The following is a 15494-nucleotide window of genomic DNA, read 5'->3' as shown; positions in this document are numbered from 1 at the left end:
TCGAGGTCCCCGTCATGCAGATTTCAGCCCGCAAACTGATCCCCGTCGTCATCGTGATCGCGCTCGCGGCGGGCGGCTATTTCGGCTGGCGCATGCTTTCCGACCGTGGTCCGGGCGCCGGTTTCGTGAGCGGCAACGGCCGCATCGAGGCGACCGAGATCGACGTCGCCACCAAGCTCGCGGGCCGCGTGCAGGACGTGCTCGTGCGCGAAGGCGATTTCGTCACCGCGGGCCAGGTGCTCGCACACATGCAGATCGACACGTTGCAGGCGCAACGAAACGAAGCTGTGGCGCAGCATCAGCAAGCCGTGAACACCGAGGCGAGCGCGAAGGCGCAGGTTGCGCTGCGCGAAAGCGACCAGCGTGCCGCCGAAGCGGGCGTCACGCAGCGCGAAAGCGAACTCGACGCCGCGCGGCGACGTCTCGCGCGCTCCGAAAAGCTCTCGAAGGAAGGCGCCTCGTCGATGCAGGAGCTCGACGACGACCGCGCCCGCGTGCGCAGCGCCCAGGCCGCGGTTGCCGCCGCAAAGGCGCAAGTCACCGCGGCAGCCGCGGCCGTGACCGCCGCGCGCGCGCAGCAAACGGGCGCGGCCTCGGCCATCGCGGCCGCGCAGGCCACCATCGACCGCGTTCAGGCGGATATCGCCGACAGCGATCTGCGCGCGCCGCGCGCGGGCCGCGTGCAGTTTCGCGTGGCGCAGCCGGGCGAAGTGCTCGGCGCGGGCGGCCGCGTGCTCAACATGGTCGATCTCGCCGACGTCTACATGACCTTCTTCCTGCCCACCAGCGCGGCGGGTCGCGTGGCGCTCGGCCAGGACGTGCACATCGTGCTCGACGCCGTGCCGCAATACGTGATTCCCGCGCGCATCACCTTCGTTTCGTCCACGGCGCAGTTCACCCCCAAGACCGTGGAAACGCAGAGCGAGCGCGAAAAGCTCATGTTCCGCGTGAAGGCGCAGATCGACCCCGAACTGCTGCAACAGCACCTCAAGTACGTGAAAACCGGCCTGCCGGGCGTGGCGTGGGTCAAGCTCGACGCCGACGCAGACTGGCCCGCCAACCTCCAGGTGCGGGTGCCCTGATGAGCGAGCCCGCCGTTCGCATCGAACACGTCAGCCTGCGCTACGGCAAAACCGTCGCGCTGCGCGACGTGACGCAAGACGTGCCCGCCGGACTCATGGTCGGCTTGATCGGCCCGGACGGCGTGGGCAAGTCGAGCCTGCTCTCGCTCGTGGCCGGCGCGCGCGCCGTGCAGGAAGGCACGGTGTGGGTGCTCGGCGGCGACATGGCCGGCAAGCAGCACCGCGACGAGGTGTGCCCGCGCATCGCCTACATGCCGCAAGGCCTCGGCAAGAATCTCTACCCGACGCTTTCAGTCGAAGAGAACCTGCAATTCTTCGGCCGCCTGTTCGGTCACGACGAAAGCGAGCGCCGCCGCCGCATCGACGCGCTCACGCGCAGCACCGGCCTCGATCCTTTTCTCGCGCGGCCCGCGGGCAAGCTTTCCGGCGGCATGAAACAGAAGCTCGGCCTGTGCTGCGCGCTGATCCACGACCCCGACCTGCTGATACTCGACGAGCCCACCACGGGCGTCGACCCGCTCGCGCGCGCGCAGTTCTGGGACCTCATCAACGGCATCCGCAAGGAGCGCCCTTCGATGAGCGTGATCGTCGCGACCGCGTATATGGACGAGGCACAGCGCTTCGACTGGCTGATCGCAATGGACGACGGGGCGATTCTCGCGACCGGCACGCCCGCCGAACTGCTTGCGCGCACAACCACCGAATCGCTCGAGGAGGCGTTCATCGCGTTGCTGCCCGAAGCGAAGAAGCGCGGCCACGAGCTGGTCAGGATCGTGCCGCTGCAAGCCGACGCGCACGCGGAAATCGCCATCGAAGCGAAAGACCTGACCATGCGCTTCGGCGACTTCGTCGCCGTCGATCATGTGAGCTTTCGCATCCGGCGCGGCGAGATATTCGGCTTTCTGGGTTCGAACGGCTGCGGCAAGTCCACCACCATGAAGATGCTCACGGGCCTGCTGCCCGCGAGCGAAGGCAAGGCCTGGCTCTTCGGCCACGAGGTGAACCCGCGCGACCTCGACACGCGCCGCCGTGTGGGCTACATGTCGCAGGCGTTCTCGCTCTATGGCGAGCTGACTGTGCGGCAGAACCTCGTGCTGCATGCGCGGCTCTTTCACGTCCCCGAAGATCAGATCGAAGCGCGCGTGAACGAAATGGTCGACCGCTTCGATCTGGCCGAGGCGCTCGACACGTTGCCCGAAAGCCTGCCGCTCGGCGTGCGCCAGCGCCTTTCCCTGGCAGTGGCGATGGTGCACAAGCCGGAACTGCTGATCCTCGACGAACCGACTTCGGGCGTGGACCCGGTGGCGCGCGACAACTTCTGGCGTCTGCTCATCGCCCTCGCGCGCGAAGATCACGTCACGATCTTCATCTCCACGCACTTCATGAACGAGGCCGGCCGCTGCGACCGCATCTCGCTCATGCACGCGGGCCGCGTGCTCGTGAGCGACACGCCCGAGGCCATCACGCAAAAGCGCGGCGCGGCGACGCTTGAAGAAGCGTTCATCGCGTATCTCGTCGATGCGGGCGCGGGCACCGAAGCCAGCGCAACCGGCGAGCTTGCGGCGCTTGGCGAAAACGCCACCGCAAACGCCGACACCCACGCAAGCGCCGCGCACGCGCAACAACGCGGCTTCAGCTTCCAGCGCGCATTCAGCTATATGTGGCGCGAAGCGCTGGAACTGCGCCGCGACCCCGTGCGCGCCACGCTCGCGCTCGCGGGCTCGCTGCTGCTGCTGTTCGTCATGGGCTTCGGCATCAGCATGGACGTGGAGGACCTGCGCTTCGCCGTGCTCGACCACGACCAGACCACGCTTTCCCAGAACTACGAACTGAATCTCGCGGGCTCGCGCTACTTCGTCGAACGGCCGCCCCTCGCGAACTATGCGGACATGGACCAGCGGTTGCGCAGCGGCGAGCTTGCGGTCGCGCTGGAGATTCCGCCGGGTTTCGCGCGCGACGTGGCGCGCGGGCGCCCCGTGCAGATCGGCGTGTGGATCGACGGCGCGAACCCGCAGCGCGCGGAAACCGTGCGCGGCTACGTGCTCGGCATGCACCAGGGCTGGCTGCTGCAACAGGCCACGCAGCGCCTCGGCACGAGCGCGCACGCCGCGGTCTCCGTCGAAACGCGCTTTCGCTACAACCCCGACGTGCGCAGCCTGCCCGCCATGGTGCCGGCCGTGATTCCGGTGCTGCTGCTCATGATGCCCGCCATGCTCACCGCGCTCGCCGTGGTGCGCGAAAAGGAACTGGGCTCGATCATCAACCTCTACGTGACGCCGGTTACGCGCCTCGAATTCCTGCTCGGCAAGCAGGCGCCTTATGTGCTGCTCGCGCTGCTGAACTTCCTGCTGATGACGCTCGTCGCGGTGACCGTGTTCGGCGTGCCGGTCAAGGGCAGCTTTCCCGCACTGCTCGGCGCGGCCGTGCTCTACAGCCTGTGCGCGACAGCCATCGGCCTGCTCGCCTCCACGTTCACGAAAAGCCAGATCGCGGCGCTCTTCTTCACGATGATCGGCACCATGGTGCCCTCCGTGCAGTTCGCGGGGCTGCTCACGCCGGTTTCCTCGCTGGAGGGCGCGGGGCGCGTGATCGGCCAGCTCTATCCGGCCACCTACATGCTCACGATCAGCCGCGGCGTGTTCAACAAGGCGCTGGATTTCCACGACCTCTGGCAGTCGTTCTGGCCGCTCGCGCTCGCCACGCCTGTCGTGATCGGCGTGACCGTCGCGCTGCTCAAGAAGCAGGAGTCCTGACATGGGCCGCCATCTCGCCAACATCTACCGCCTCGGCGTGAAAGAGCTCTGGAGCCTCGCGCGCGACCCCATGCTGCTGCTGCTCATCGTCTTCTCGTTCACGGCGATGATCTATTCTTCGGCGACCTCGCGGCCCGAATCGCTGCACATGGCGCCCATCGCCGTGATCGACAACGACGTCTCGCCGCTTTCGCAGCGCATCATCGAAGCGTTCTTCCCGCCGCATTTCCTCGTGCCGAAGCACGTCACGCCCGCCGAAGCCGACGCGGGCATGGACGCAGGCCGCTACACCTTCGTGCTGAGCATTCCGCCCAATCTCCAGCGCGACGTGCTCGCGGGCCGCGCCGCCGAAGTGCAACTGAACGTGGACGCCACGCGCATGACCCAGGCGTTCACGGGCAGCAGCTACATCCAGCAGATGATCGGCGACGAAGTGAGCACCTTCGCGAACCGCTACCGTGCGTCCACGGAGTCGCCGGTCGATCTCGCCGTGCGCATGCGCTTCAACCCGAACCTCACGCAGGCGTGGTTCGGCTCGCTCATGGAGATCATCAACAACGTGACGATGCTCTCCATCATCCTCACGGGCGCGGCGCTCATCCGCGAGCGCGAGCACGGCACCATCGAGCACCTGCTCGTCATGCCCGTCACGCCCACCGAGATCATGCTCGCCAAGGTCTGGTCGATGGGGCTCGTGGTGCTCGTGGCCGCCGCGTTCTCGCTCACCTTCATCGTGCGCGGCGCGCTGCACGTGCCCATCGAAGGCTCGGTCGCGCTGTTTCTCACGGGCGCGGCGCTCCACCTCTTCGCCACCACCGCGATGGGCATCTTCATGGCCACGCTCGCGCGCAGCATGCCGCAATTCGGCATGCTGCTCGTGCTCGTGCTGCTGCCGCTGCAAATGCTCTCGGGCGGCAACACGCCGCGCGAGTCCATGCCCCAGTTCGTGCAGAACGTCATGCTCGCCGCGCCCACCACGCACTTCGTCGAACTGGGCCAGGCCATTCTCTTTCGCGGCGCGGGCATCGACGTGGTCTGGCGGCCGTTCCTCTGGCTTGCCGTGATCGGCAGCGTGCTGTTCGCCCTCTCGCTCATGCGCTTTCGCAAGACCCTCAGCCAGATGGCCTGACGCGCCGCCACCTTGCGCAAAGCCTGGCATGGCGTGGCGCACGACGCCTTCATGCCACATGAATGAACTCCGGCCCCGTTTGCGGCTATGATCGTGAACTGCGGCGCGCCGGCTCCCCGGCCTCGCATTCCGTGCAGCACCCCGCAACGCAAACCCGCCGCCCGGCGGATTCCCGGAGTGTGTCGAATGGCAATGGGCTGGCTCGTCGTAATACCGTTCGTCGCCGCGGCGCTCATCGCGTTCGCGGGCCGGCGCGCGCCGGCCGCCGGCACCTGGGTTGCGTTTGCCGCCGCGCTCCTCGGCCTCGGGCTGCTGACAAGCGAACGCGTGGGCATGCCCACCTACGGCGTGCTGCAATGGCACGCCGACTGGATTCCGCAGCTCGGCCTGTCGTTTTCGCTGCGCCTCGACGGCCTTTCGTTCATGTTCGCGCTGCTCGTGCTCGCGATCGGCCTGCTCGTTTTCATCTACGCGCGCTACTACCTCGCGGGCAGCGAATCGCTGCCGCGCCTCTACGCGCTGCTGCTGCTCTTCATGGGCGCGATGCTGGGCGTCGTGCTGTCGAACAACCTGCTGCTGCTCGTGATCTTCTGGGAACTCACGAGCATCGTGTCGTTCCTGCTGATCGGCTTCTGGCCTTCGCGCCCGGAGGCGCGGCGCGGCGCGCGCATGGCGCTCACCATCACGGGCGCGGGCGGTCTCGCACTGCTTGCCGCCGTGCTGCTGCTCGGCCGCGTATGCGGCAGCTACGACCTGAACGTCGTGCTCGCGCATGCGGGCGAGGTGCAGCGCAATCCGCTCTACCCCGCCATTCTGCTGCTCATCCTCTTTGCCGCGTGCACGAAGTCGGCGCAGTTCCCGTTTCACTTCTGGCTGCCGCATGCGATGTCGGCGCCCACGCCGGTTTCGGCCTACCTGCATTCGGCGACCATGGTGAAGGCGGGCATCTTCCTCATTGCACGCTTTTACCCCGTGCTGGAAGGCACCGGCTGGTTCTTCTACGTGACGAGCCTGATCGGCCTCGTCACGCTCACGGGCGGCGCCGCCATGGCGCTCGTGCAGCGCGATCTCAAGGGGCTGCTCGCGTATTCAACCATCAGCCATCTCGGGCTGATCGTGCTGCTGTTCGGCCTCGACACGCAGCTCTCCACCGTCGCCGCGCTCTTTCACACCTTCAATCACGCGGTGTTCAAGGCTTCGCTCTTCATGGCCGCTGGCATCATCGACCATGAAACCGGCGCGCGCGACCTGGGCCGCCTGCGCGGGCTGCGCCGCTTCATGCCGCATACCGCCGTGCTCGCGAGCGTGGCCTCGCTCGCCATGGCGGGCGTGCCGCTGCTCAACGGCTTTCTCTCGAAGGAAATGTTCTTCGGCGAAACGCTCGCGCAAGACCTGCTCGGCGACTTCAACTGGATCATTCCCGCGCTCGCCGTGGTGGCCGCCGGGCTTTCGGTGGCGTACTCGCTGCGCTTCGTGTGGGGCGTGTTCTTCGACGGCGAAACGCCGCACGACCTGCCGCACTATCCGCCGCACGAGCCGCCGCGCTTCATGAAGCTGCCCGTCGAGATTCTGGTGGTGATTTGTCTGCTGGTTGGGCTCGTGCCGCAGCAAACCATCGGCGGGATGCTCGAATCGGCGGCGTGGTTCGCGCTCGGCGGTGTTGTGCCCACGTACAGCCTGAGCTTGTGGCACGGCATCCACGTGCCGCTCGTCATGAGCGGTCTGTCGTTCGTGGGCGGCGCGCTGCTGTTCTTCTTCCGCCGCGACGCCTTTCGCCATCATCGCTCGCGGCTCTCCGAAATGAACGCGAGCGAGGGCTTCGACCGCTTCGTCCAGCAACTGGAGAAAGCGGCCGGCGCCGTGGTCAATCTCTTCGAAACGCGCTCGCTACCGTCCTATCTTTCGTGGATGATCGCGGCCATGCTGATCGTGCCGGGCGCGGCGCTCGTCGCACTCACGTCGCTCGACGGCGCGTACCGCTCGGTGCCGCCCGACTCGCTCACGCTGATCGGGCTTGCGCTGGTGGCGCTGTTCGCCGTGGGCGTCGTGCTCGTGCGCGCCAACACGCTCTACGCGCTCGTGCTGCTGAGCACCTGCGGCCTGCTCGTCACGCTCGCGTTCGTGCGCTTTTCCGCGCCCGATCTCGCGCTCACGCAAATCTCCGTGGAAGTGGTGACGGTGCTGCTGCTCGTGCTCGCCATTTACTTCCTGCCCGTGGTGCAGCGCGCGGTGCAGCCGGTGCCCACACGGGCGCGCAACGCCGTGCTCGCGCTCGCGGGCGGCGCGCTGATCGGCAGCGTGGCGTACGCGGTCATGACGCGCGCGCCGGTGGCCGGCGTCGGCGCGTACTTTCTCGCGAACGCGCTGCCGGGCAGCGGCGGCCATAACGTCGTGAACGTGATCCTCGTGGACTTCCGCGGCTTCGACACGATGGTCGAGATCAGCGTGCTGGTGGTCGCGGGGCTCGCGGTAAAGGCGCTGCTGCGCGGCCTGCGCCTGAAATCGCCCGACACGGGGCCGGGCGGCCTGCCGTGGTCGTCGCAATCGCATCCACTGCTGCTCTCCATTCTCGCGCGCCTCATGCTGCCGCTCACCGTGCTCGTCGCCATGTTCATCTTCCTGCGCGGCCATAACCTGCCGGGCGGCGGCTTCGTGGCTTCACTCGTGGTGTCGATCGCGCTGCTGCTGCAATACGTGGCGAGCGGCGTGCTGTGGACGGAGTCGCGCATTCGCATCAACTACCGCGCGCTCGCGGGCTTCGGCATTCTCGTTGCGGGCGCAACGGGTCTGGGCGCCATCGTGCTCGGCCAGCCGTTTCTCACGAGCGCGTTCGGCCACCTGCATGTACCGCTGATCGGCGAGATCGAACTGAGCACGGCCATGCTGTTCGACCTCGGCGTGTTCGGCGCCGTGGTGGGCACGACGCTCACGATCGTCTCGCACCTGGGCGTGCGCGACAAGGACATGCAATCCGTGGAGAAAAGCTGATGGAAGCCGCCTTCGCCATTACGCTCGGCGTGCTTTGCGCATGCGGCATCTACCTCATGCTGTGCGCGCGCGTGCTGCCCGTGATCCTCGGCATCACACTGTTCTCGTACGCCATCAACCTCTTTCTGCTTGGCATGGGACGGCTCTCCACCGGCAAGCCGCCCGTGATCGCGGCGGGCGCGCAGTACGCCGACCCGGTGCCGCAGGCGCTCGTGCTCACCGCCATCGTGATCGGCTTTGCGATGACGGCCTTCACGGTCGTGCTCGCGCTGCGCGCGCTCGCGATAGACGGCACCGACCACGTGGACGGCAAAAAGGCACTCGGCGAATGAATCACGCTCTCATCCTCCCGATCCTGATTCCGCTCTTCGCGGCCGGCGCCATCGTCGCGCTGCCGCTGCGCGCCAAGCGCCTGCAACGCGCGATCAACGTGATCGCTACGCTGGCCCTGCTGCCGATCTCCGTGGCGCTCGCCGAGCATGCGGCACAGGGCGAAATTGCGAGCTATGCCCTCGGCGCGTGGCCCGCGCCCTTCGGCATCGTGCTGCAACTCGACCGGCTCGGCGCGCTCATGCTCGTGCTCACCGCGCTGCTCGCGTGCTGCTGCCTGCTCGGCACGACCAGCGCGGACGTGCGGCGCGGGCGCTACTATCGCGCGCTCGTGCAGTTCGAGCTGATGGGCTTGAACGGCGCGTTTCTCGCGGGCGATCTCTTCAATCTGTTCGTGTTCTTCGAACTGCTGCTGATCGCCTCTTACGCGTTGTTGCTGCATGGCGGCGGGCGGCGACGCGTGCGCAACGGACTGCATTATCTGCTGCTGAACCTCGTGGGCTCATCGTTCTTTCTGATCGCGATAGGCGTGCTGTACGGCCTCACGGGCACGCTCAACATGGCCGACATGGGCGAGCGGCTCGCGCATCTGGACCCCGCCTCGCTGCCGCTCGCACAATATGCGGGCGCGACGCTCATGCTCGTTTTCGGCCTGAAGGCCGCCGTGTTTCCGATGTCGTTCTGGCTGCCACAGGCGTATCGCAGCGCCATCGGGCCGGTGGCCGCGCTGTTCGCGATCATGACGAAGGTGGGCATCTACGCGATGCTGCGCTGCGACGCGCTCGTGTTCGGCGGCCCCGGCGGCGTGCTCGACGCGTTCATGCACGATTGGGCGTGGTGGCTCGCCATCGCGACGATCATCTATGGCGCGCTCGGCGCGCTCGCCGTGTCGAGCCTCAAGACCACCACGGGCTTTCTCGTGCTCGTCTCGGTGGGGCTGCTGATCGCGGCCGTGACTTTCCAGACCGTGCTCGCATGGAGCGCGCTGCTCTACTACCTCATCAGCACGACGCTGTGCACGGGCGCCCTGTTCCTGCTCGCCGATACACTGGAGTCCGAATCAACGGAACCGGTGGCGGTGCCGGCTCTGCCCGAAGCCCGCGAGCCCGCCTCGCTCGAATCGCTCGACGACGCCAGCGCGCCCGCCATCACGCCCGAGGCCGACGGCGAGCCCGTTGCCGTCGCCGTTGCCGCTCTAGCCGCACCGGCAAGCGTCAAGCCGTCGTCCGGGCCGTGGCCTTCGAACACCGCCGGCGTGCTCTATCTCGCGGCCGCCGTGGGCGCGGCAGGCCTGCCGCCGCTTTCGGGCTTTCTCGGCAAGGCGATGGTGCTCGCAGCCGCGCCGCTCTCGCAAGCGGTCGTGCTCTGGCCCGCCGTGCTGATCTCGGGGCTGCTCTCCATCGTCGCGTTGAGCCGCACCGGCACGCGCCTGCTTTGGGCGATTCCCGCCTCGCACGCCTTTGCGCATACGCCGGTCGCCGCGCCGCGCGGCAGCCGCGCGAAACTCGCGGCCTGCGCGTTGCTGCTCGCGGGCGTGGTGGCCGCCACGCTGCTGGCGGGTCCGCTCAAGCAGTATCTCGACGCCACCGCCGCGCAACTGCTCGATCGCGAAGCCTACGTCCACGCGATCGTGCCCGCGCAGGGGAGCTGACATGCTGAAAAGGCTCTTTCCCCACCCCTGGCTCACGGCCGTGCTGCTCGTCTGCTGGGTGCTGCTGATGAACGACATTTCGCCGGGCAATCTGCTGCTCGGCCTCGTGCTCGGCACCGTCATCGCCTTCGCCGTGGGCGAAGGACTGTGGCTTGCGCCCGTGCGTTTCGGCAGGCCCTGGCTGCTCGTGCGGCTCCTCGCGCACGTGCTCTACGACATCGTCGTGGCGAACCTCGAAGTCGCGCTGCTCGTGCTCGGCCCGACCCGGCGCCTGCGGCCCGCCTTCATCGAAGTGCCGCTCGACAGCACGCACGAAATCGCGCTTTCGGCGCTCATCAGCATCGTTTCGCTGAGCCCCGGCACGCTGTGCGCCGAGCTTTCCGACGACCGCACGCGCCTCGCCGTGCACGTGCTCGATCTCGAAGACGAAGCCGCGCTCGTGGCTTTGATCAAGTCCCGTTACGAAGCCCCGCTGATGGAGATCTTCGCATGCTAGCCATCGTCATTCCGGTGTCCTTCGCGATCCTCGGGCTCGCGTTCCTGCTCACGCTCGTGCGCCTCGTGCGCGGGCCGTCGCTGCCCGACCGGCTCGTCGCGCTCGACACGCTCAACATCAACGCCATTGCGCTGATCGTCGTCTACGGCATCATGCTGCGCTCCACCGTGTTCTTCGAAATCGCGTTGCTGATCGCGGTGATGGGGTTCGTCGCCACCGTCGCGCTCACGAAGTATCTGCAACGCGGCGACATCATCGAACTCAACTAGCCGGGCCCCGCCATGCAAACCGTCATCGAAGCGATTGTCTGCGTGCTGCTGCTGCTCGGCAGCGCATTCACGCTGATCGGCGCGATCGGCCTCGCGCGCCTGCCCGACTTCTACATGCGCCTGCACGGCCCGACCAAATCGACCACGCTCGGCGTGGGCGGCGTCGTGCTCGCCTCCGTGGTCTACTTCAGCACGCACAACAATTTCGCGAGCCTGCACGAACTGCTGATTCCGGCGTTCCTGTTCCTCACCGCGCCCATCAGCGCGCATATGCTCACGAAGGCGGGCATTCAGCAGCGCGTGCGGATTTCGCCGGTCACGCGCGGCAGGCCGCCGGAAACCGGCGCTTGCGCGAGCAACGATAGTGCGCAAGGCGCGCACCCGGACGAGAAGCCCGCGCGCGATGCGTAACTAGCCGGCAACACTGATCGGCAGTACGGATATTCCCTTCTCACGTAAAAGCTGCCATCGAACGGTGTAAAGGTGGCGGCTTTCACGCGCCTCGATTCTCCCCGCTCCCGCATCCCGCCTGGTCTCTCCCGCCCGTTATCCACGCCCACGCCACGCCAATGCCGCGCCGCTCGACACGCGCGGCACACCGATTGCTGAACATGCTCGCCCGAATGGAGCGCCGCGAGGCTGTCACGCCTTGCGAGCGGACACCACTGAAGCAACGGGAGCAATAACAACGTAACAACGCGCGGTCGCGGTGATCGCCGCGCGCCCGAACAGCCAGAACGAAACCGGAGAGGCAAACGATGAAGACAATTCGCACCCTGGTCGCCTTTGCGAGCGCGGCGGCCTTGCTGAGCGCGTGTGGAGGCGGCGGCAACGACGTAGGCAAGGAACTCGGCCTGCAAAACCCCTTGATCCATTTCGTGCATGCCCTGCCGGGCGGCCCCAGCGTCGATTTCCTCGTGAACGGCAGTCCGTTGCAGAGCAATATCGGCTACAAGCAGGTGACCAACTTCGCCAACATCAACACCGGCAACACCAACGTGGCCTATGCGAACACCGGCTCGACCACGGCGATTGCGAGCGGCAACTTTCCCGATGTCGCGAAGGGTCACGAGTACACCGTGCTCGCGCTGCCCGCGCTCACGGGCGGCGACATCGGTCTGATCGACGATCCGTTCGACAAGGGCCTGCTCTCGAACGACGCACGCGTGCGCGCCTTCAACGCCACCGTCAATGCGCAGAACCTCGACATCTACATCGTCGCGGCCGGCACCAATATCGCCAACGTATCGCCCACGATGGCCGGCGTGGCGTTCAAGAATGCCGTGCCCGCCAGCGGGCAGGACTCGAATTACCTGAGCGGCGGCACCTATGTGGCGATCGTCACCGTTGCGGGCAGCAAGACGCCGATCTTCCAGTCCGACACTTTCAACCTCGCGAATAACGCGGACTGGCTCATCACGACCGTACCGATCGGCGGCACGCTCTCGCAACTCGCGCCGGGACAGATTCACCTGCTCGTCGCGCAGGGCGGCAACACCTCGCAGCCGGCCGTGGAACTCAGCAACACGCTCACGAACCAGTAACCGGTAATGCGTTGTGTGCGCAACCAGTACGCCGCGTGAAAGCGCTTCACGCGGCGGCGCCGCGCCCGGTCTTGCGAGCCTCGCCCAGCACGTAGTCGATGAAGGTGGATGCCGCGCGCGTGTGGTGGCGGTTCGGCATATAAAGCATGTACATATGCGTGCCGAAGATGCTCAGGCGCCACGCGTCGAGCGACGTGACGGCCGCGCCCTGGCGAATGTCGTCGTGCATCACGTAGTCGGGCACGATGCCCACGCCCAGCCCCGCGAGTATCGACTGACGCAGAAATAGAAAGTTTTCCGAAATAATCGAGGGCTCCAGCAACACCTCGTGGCGTTCTTCGCCCAGATATCCCGCAAGCCGCAGTTGCCGCCCCACCACCGTTGCCGTAATCACAGGCGCGCGCGCGAGGTCTTCCAGCGTTTGCGGCATGCCGTGCTTCCCGGCCCACTCCGTGCACGCGCACGCAATGTACTTCACGGGCCCCATGTCGCGCGCCACGAGATTTTGCGGCGGCTCGTGCATCACGCGCACGGCGATATCCACTTCGTCGCGCAGCAGGTCTTCCACGCGATTTTCGAACATCACGTCGAGCACGATGCCGGGGTACAGGCGCTTGAACTGGATGAGCCAGTCCGACATCACGAGTTGCCCGTAGCCGCTCGGCACCGAAAGCCGCACGCGCCCTTGCAGGCTTTGCCCGAGCGTGGACACCGACTCGCGCGCGGCGAGCAGCGCATTCTGGATCGCCCGGCCGTGCTCGTAGAGCTTCAGGCCGATCTCGGTCGGCTCGACGCGGCGCGTGGTGCGGCGCACGAGTTGCAGGCCGATCGACTTCTCCAGGTGATTGAGGTGATAGCTCACGTTCGCGCGGCTCATCTTGAGCCGGCGCGCCGCCTCGCTCAGGTTGCCCGCGTCGAGGATCTCGACGAGCAGGGTCAACGCATTGACGTCCATGGCCAGTCCATTGTCAAAAATACTTTGACAGTCTGTCAACGAGCCATGGGATTGTCAATTCCCCCTGACGCGCTGAGAATCGACGCCAACATAGAACACCTGCCGCCTGCCCCGCCAGTCCGGCCCTCATTCTGGAGACAGCATCCTCATGGCATCCGAAAGCGTCAACGCGTCCCCCGTCACCCACGAACTGCGCGGCAAGGTGCTGCTCGTCACGGTCGACAATCCGCCCGTCAACGCGCTGGGCGTCGATGTGCGCCGCGGCCTCGCCGCCGCCATCGAGCACGCCGAGGCGAACGACGCCGTGCAGGCCGTGCTGATCGTCGGCGCGGGGCGCAACTTCATCGCCGGCGCGGACATTCGCGAGTTCGGCAAGCCGCCGCAGCCGCCCGCGCTGCCCGACGTCCTGAACCGCATCGAGGCCTGCCACAAGCCGGTGATCGCCGCCATTCACGGCGCGGCGCTCGGCGGCGGCCTCGAAGTGGCGCTCAGCGCGCACTATCGCCTCGCCGTGGCGGGCGCGAAGCTCGGCCTGCCCGAGGTGCAACTGGGCCTGCTGCCCGGCGCGGGCGGCACGCAGCGCGCGCCGCGCCTGATCGGCGCGGAAGCCGCGCTCTCGCTCATGCTGAGCGGGCGCCATGCGAGCGCGCAGGAAGCGCTCAAGCTCGGCCTCGTCGATCGCGTGGGCGCGAGCGACGACATCCTCGCCGAAGGCCTCGCCTACGCACAGGAACTGCTCGCGAGCCACGCTCACGTGCGCCGCACGCGCGACGCCCAGGCGCTCGCCGACCGCACGCAAGCGCAAGCCGCCATCGACGCCGCGCGCGCCGACACCGGGAAGAAGTCGCGCGGCCTGTTCTCGCCGTTGAAGATCGTCGACTGCGTGCAGGCCGCGCTCGACCTCTCCTTCGAGGAAGGCCTGCGCTTCGAGCGCAAGCAGTTCCTGGAGTGCCTCGAAAGCCCGCAGCGCGCGGGCCTCGTGCACGCGTTCTTCGCCGAGCGCGAAGTGCAGAAAGCCCCTGAAACGAAGAGCGCGAAGCCGCGTGCGATCGAAACCGTGGGCGTGATCGGCGGCGGCACGATGGGCGCGGGCATTGCCGTGGCCGTGCTCGACGCGGGTCTGCCCGTGACGATGATCGAGCGCGACGACGCCTCGCTTGCGCGCGGCCGCGCACATGTGGAAAAGGTCTATGACGGCCTGATCGCCAAGGGCCGCATGAAGCCCGAGGCCAAGGAGCAGATTCTCGCGCGCTTTAGCGGCAGCACCTCGTACGACGCGCTCGCGACCACCGATCTCGTGATCGAAGCCGTGTTCGAGGACATGGCCGTGAAGCAGGCGGTGTTCGCCGAACTCGACCGCGTGTGCAAGCCCGGCGCCGTGCTCGCGACCAACACCTCGTATCTCGACATCGACGCCATTGCGGGCAGCATCAAGCGAGCGCAAGACGTGGTGGGCCTGCACTTCTTCTCGCCCGCCAACATCATGAAGCTGCTCGAAATCGTGGTGCCGAAGGCGGTGAGCGCCGACGTCGTGGCCACGGCGTTCGAGCTGGCGAAGAAGCTGCGCAAGGTGCCCGTGCGCGCGGGCGTGTGCGACGGCTTCATCGGCAACCGCATTCTCGCCGTGTTCCGCACGGCCGCCGATCATCTGATGGAAGACGGCGCCTCGCCGTACCAGATCGACAAGGCCGTGCGCAACTTCGGCTTCCCGATGGGCCCTTACCAGGTGGTCGATCTCGCGGGCGGCGACATCGGCTGGGCCACGCGCAAGCGTCGCGCCGCCACGCGCGACCCGAAAGCGCGCTACGTGCAGATCGCCGACCGCATTTGCGAGCGCGGCTGGTTCGGCCAGAAAACGGGCCGCGGCTTCTACCTCTACCCCGACGGCGCGCGCACCGGCACGCCCGACCCGGAAGTCGAATCGATCATCCGCACCGAGCGCGAGCGCGCCGGTATCGAGCCGCGCAGCTTCAGCGACGAAGCCATCATGCGCCGCTACATGGCCGCGATGGTCAACGAAGGCGCGAACGTCGTGCACGAGAAGATCGCGCTGCGCCCGCTGGACGTGGACGTGACGCTGCTTTACGGCTATGGCTTCCCGCGCTATCGCGGCGGCCCGATGAAGTACGCCGATACGGTGGGCCTCGCCAACGTGCTCGCCGATATTCGCGAGTATGCGAAGGAAGATCCGCTGTTCTGGCGCCCCTCGCCGCTGCTCGTCGAACTCGTCGAGCGTGGTGAGAATTTCGCGAGCCTCAATCAATCGGCCTGAAATGCAATAAGGGTGCAATAAGGAG

General features: G+C 67.0%; 12 protein-coding genes. 11 read left to right on the top strand and 1 reads right to left on the bottom strand.

Annotation, left to right across the window (positions count from 1 at the left end):
* Positions 1–14 precede the first annotated feature (14 nt).
* From C7401_RS09085 to C7401_RS09040, 10 genes are all read left to right on the top strand, one after another.
* A complete protein-coding gene (locus tag C7401_RS09085) occupies positions 15–1082 on the top strand; it encodes an HlyD family secretion protein (protein WP_112171037.1) in 1068 nt (355 codons plus the stop codon).
* Entirely contained in the window at positions 1082–3835 is a 2754-nt protein-coding gene (gene rbbA, locus C7401_RS09080) for a ribosome-associated ATPase/putative transporter RbbA (protein ID WP_112171036.1), read from the top strand. The genes C7401_RS09085 and rbbA overlap by 1 nt, the downstream gene beginning before the upstream one ends.
* A gap of 1 nt (position 3836) precedes the next feature.
* A complete protein-coding gene (locus C7401_RS09075; RefSeq protein WP_112171035.1) occupies positions 3837–4964 on the top strand; it encodes an ABC transporter permease in 1128 nt (375 codons plus the stop codon).
* A gap of 186 nt (positions 4965–5150) precedes the next feature.
* Positions 5151–7952, top strand: coding sequence for a monovalent cation/H+ antiporter subunit A (locus C7401_RS09070; protein WP_112171034.1), 2802 nt, complete (start codon positions 5151–5153; stop codon positions 7950–7952).
* The gene (locus tag C7401_RS09065) at positions 7952–8284 is read left to right on the top strand and encodes a Na+/H+ antiporter subunit C (RefSeq protein WP_112171033.1); all 333 of its coding nucleotides are present in this window, start codon (positions 7952–7954) and stop codon (positions 8282–8284) included. The genes C7401_RS09070 and C7401_RS09065 overlap by 1 nt, the downstream gene beginning before the upstream one ends.
* Positions 8281–9933, top strand: a complete 1653-nt coding sequence (locus C7401_RS09060) for a monovalent cation/H+ antiporter subunit D (RefSeq protein ID WP_112171032.1) — start codon at positions 8281–8283, stop codon at positions 9931–9933. The genes C7401_RS09065 and C7401_RS09060 overlap by 4 nt, the downstream gene beginning before the upstream one ends.
* Before the next feature lies 1 nt (position 9934).
* A complete protein-coding gene (locus C7401_RS09055; protein ID WP_112171031.1) occupies positions 9935–10429 on the top strand; it encodes a Na+/H+ antiporter subunit E in 495 nt (164 codons plus the stop codon).
* Positions 10423–10698: a K+/H+ antiporter subunit F gene (locus C7401_RS09050; protein WP_112171030.1), complete on the top strand. Its 276-nt coding sequence runs from the start codon at positions 10423–10425 to the stop codon at positions 10696–10698. Before C7401_RS09055 ends, C7401_RS09050 begins: the two co-directional genes overlap by 7 nt.
* Before the next feature lie 12 nt (positions 10699–10710).
* Positions 10711–11109 (top strand): Na+/H+ antiporter subunit G, encoded by a 399-nt coding sequence (locus tag C7401_RS09045; RefSeq protein ID WP_112171029.1) that lies wholly within the window; start codon positions 10711–10713, stop codon positions 11107–11109.
* A 347-nt stretch (positions 11110–11456) separates the two neighbouring features.
* A complete protein-coding gene (locus C7401_RS09040) occupies positions 11457–12242 on the top strand; it encodes a DUF4397 domain-containing protein (RefSeq protein WP_112171028.1) in 786 nt (261 codons plus the stop codon).
* A 46-nt stretch (positions 12243–12288) separates the two neighbouring features.
* Here the strand turns inward: C7401_RS09040 and C7401_RS09035 are convergent, their stop codons facing one another.
* On the bottom strand, positions 12289–13197 hold the full coding sequence (locus C7401_RS09035; protein WP_112171027.1) for a LysR family transcriptional regulator: 909 nt from the start codon (positions 13195–13197) through the stop codon (positions 12289–12291).
* A 148-nt stretch (positions 13198–13345) separates the two neighbouring features.
* Here C7401_RS09035 and C7401_RS09030 point away from each other — a divergent pair, with 148 nt between their 5' ends.
* Positions 13346–15469, top strand: coding sequence for a 3-hydroxyacyl-CoA dehydrogenase NAD-binding domain-containing protein (locus C7401_RS09030; protein WP_112171026.1), 2124 nt, complete (start codon positions 13346–13348; stop codon positions 15467–15469).
* The last annotated feature ends 25 nt before the right edge of the window (positions 15470–15494 follow it).

The organism is Paraburkholderia unamae, assembly GCF_003268775.1.
Classification (GTDB): Bacteria; Pseudomonadota; Gammaproteobacteria; order Burkholderiales; family Burkholderiaceae; genus Paraburkholderia; species Paraburkholderia unamae.
Note: the sequence above shows the minus strand (reverse complement) of the source record. Positions and strands in the feature narration are given on the sequence as shown.

Excerpts from the sequence above, each read along its gene's own strand:
- C7401_RS09085 (WP_112171037.1), top strand. The coding sequence starts at position 15 with ATGCAGATTTCAGCCCGCAAACTGATCCCCGTCGTCATCGTGATCGCG.
- rbbA (WP_112171036.1), top strand. The coding sequence starts at position 1,082 with ATGAGCGAGCCCGCCGTTCGCATCGAACACGTCAGCCTGCGCTACGGC.
- C7401_RS09075 (WP_112171035.1), top strand. The coding sequence starts at position 3,837 with ATGGGCCGCCATCTCGCCAACATCTACCGCCTCGGCGTGAAAGAGCTC.
- C7401_RS09070 (WP_112171034.1), top strand. The coding sequence starts at position 5,151 with ATGGCAATGGGCTGGCTCGTCGTAATACCGTTCGTCGCCGCGGCGCTC.
- C7401_RS09065 (WP_112171033.1), top strand. The coding sequence starts at position 7,952 with ATGGAAGCCGCCTTCGCCATTACGCTCGGCGTGCTTTGCGCATGCGGC.
- C7401_RS09060 (WP_112171032.1), top strand. The coding sequence starts at position 8,281 with ATGAATCACGCTCTCATCCTCCCGATCCTGATTCCGCTCTTCGCGGCC.
- C7401_RS09055 (WP_112171031.1), top strand. The coding sequence starts at position 9,935 with ATGCTGAAAAGGCTCTTTCCCCACCCCTGGCTCACGGCCGTGCTGCTC.
- C7401_RS09050 (WP_112171030.1), top strand. The coding sequence starts at position 10,423 with ATGCTAGCCATCGTCATTCCGGTGTCCTTCGCGATCCTCGGGCTCGCG.
- C7401_RS09045 (WP_112171029.1), top strand. The coding sequence starts at position 10,711 with ATGCAAACCGTCATCGAAGCGATTGTCTGCGTGCTGCTGCTGCTCGGC.
- C7401_RS09040 (WP_112171028.1), top strand. The coding sequence starts at position 11,457 with ATGAAGACAATTCGCACCCTGGTCGCCTTTGCGAGCGCGGCGGCCTTG.
- C7401_RS09035 (WP_112171027.1), bottom strand. The coding sequence starts at position 13,197 with ATGGACGTCAATGCGTTGACCCTGCTCGTCGAGATCCTCGACGCGGGC.
- C7401_RS09030 (WP_112171026.1), top strand. The coding sequence starts at position 13,346 with ATGGCATCCGAAAGCGTCAACGCGTCCCCCGTCACCCACGAACTGCGC.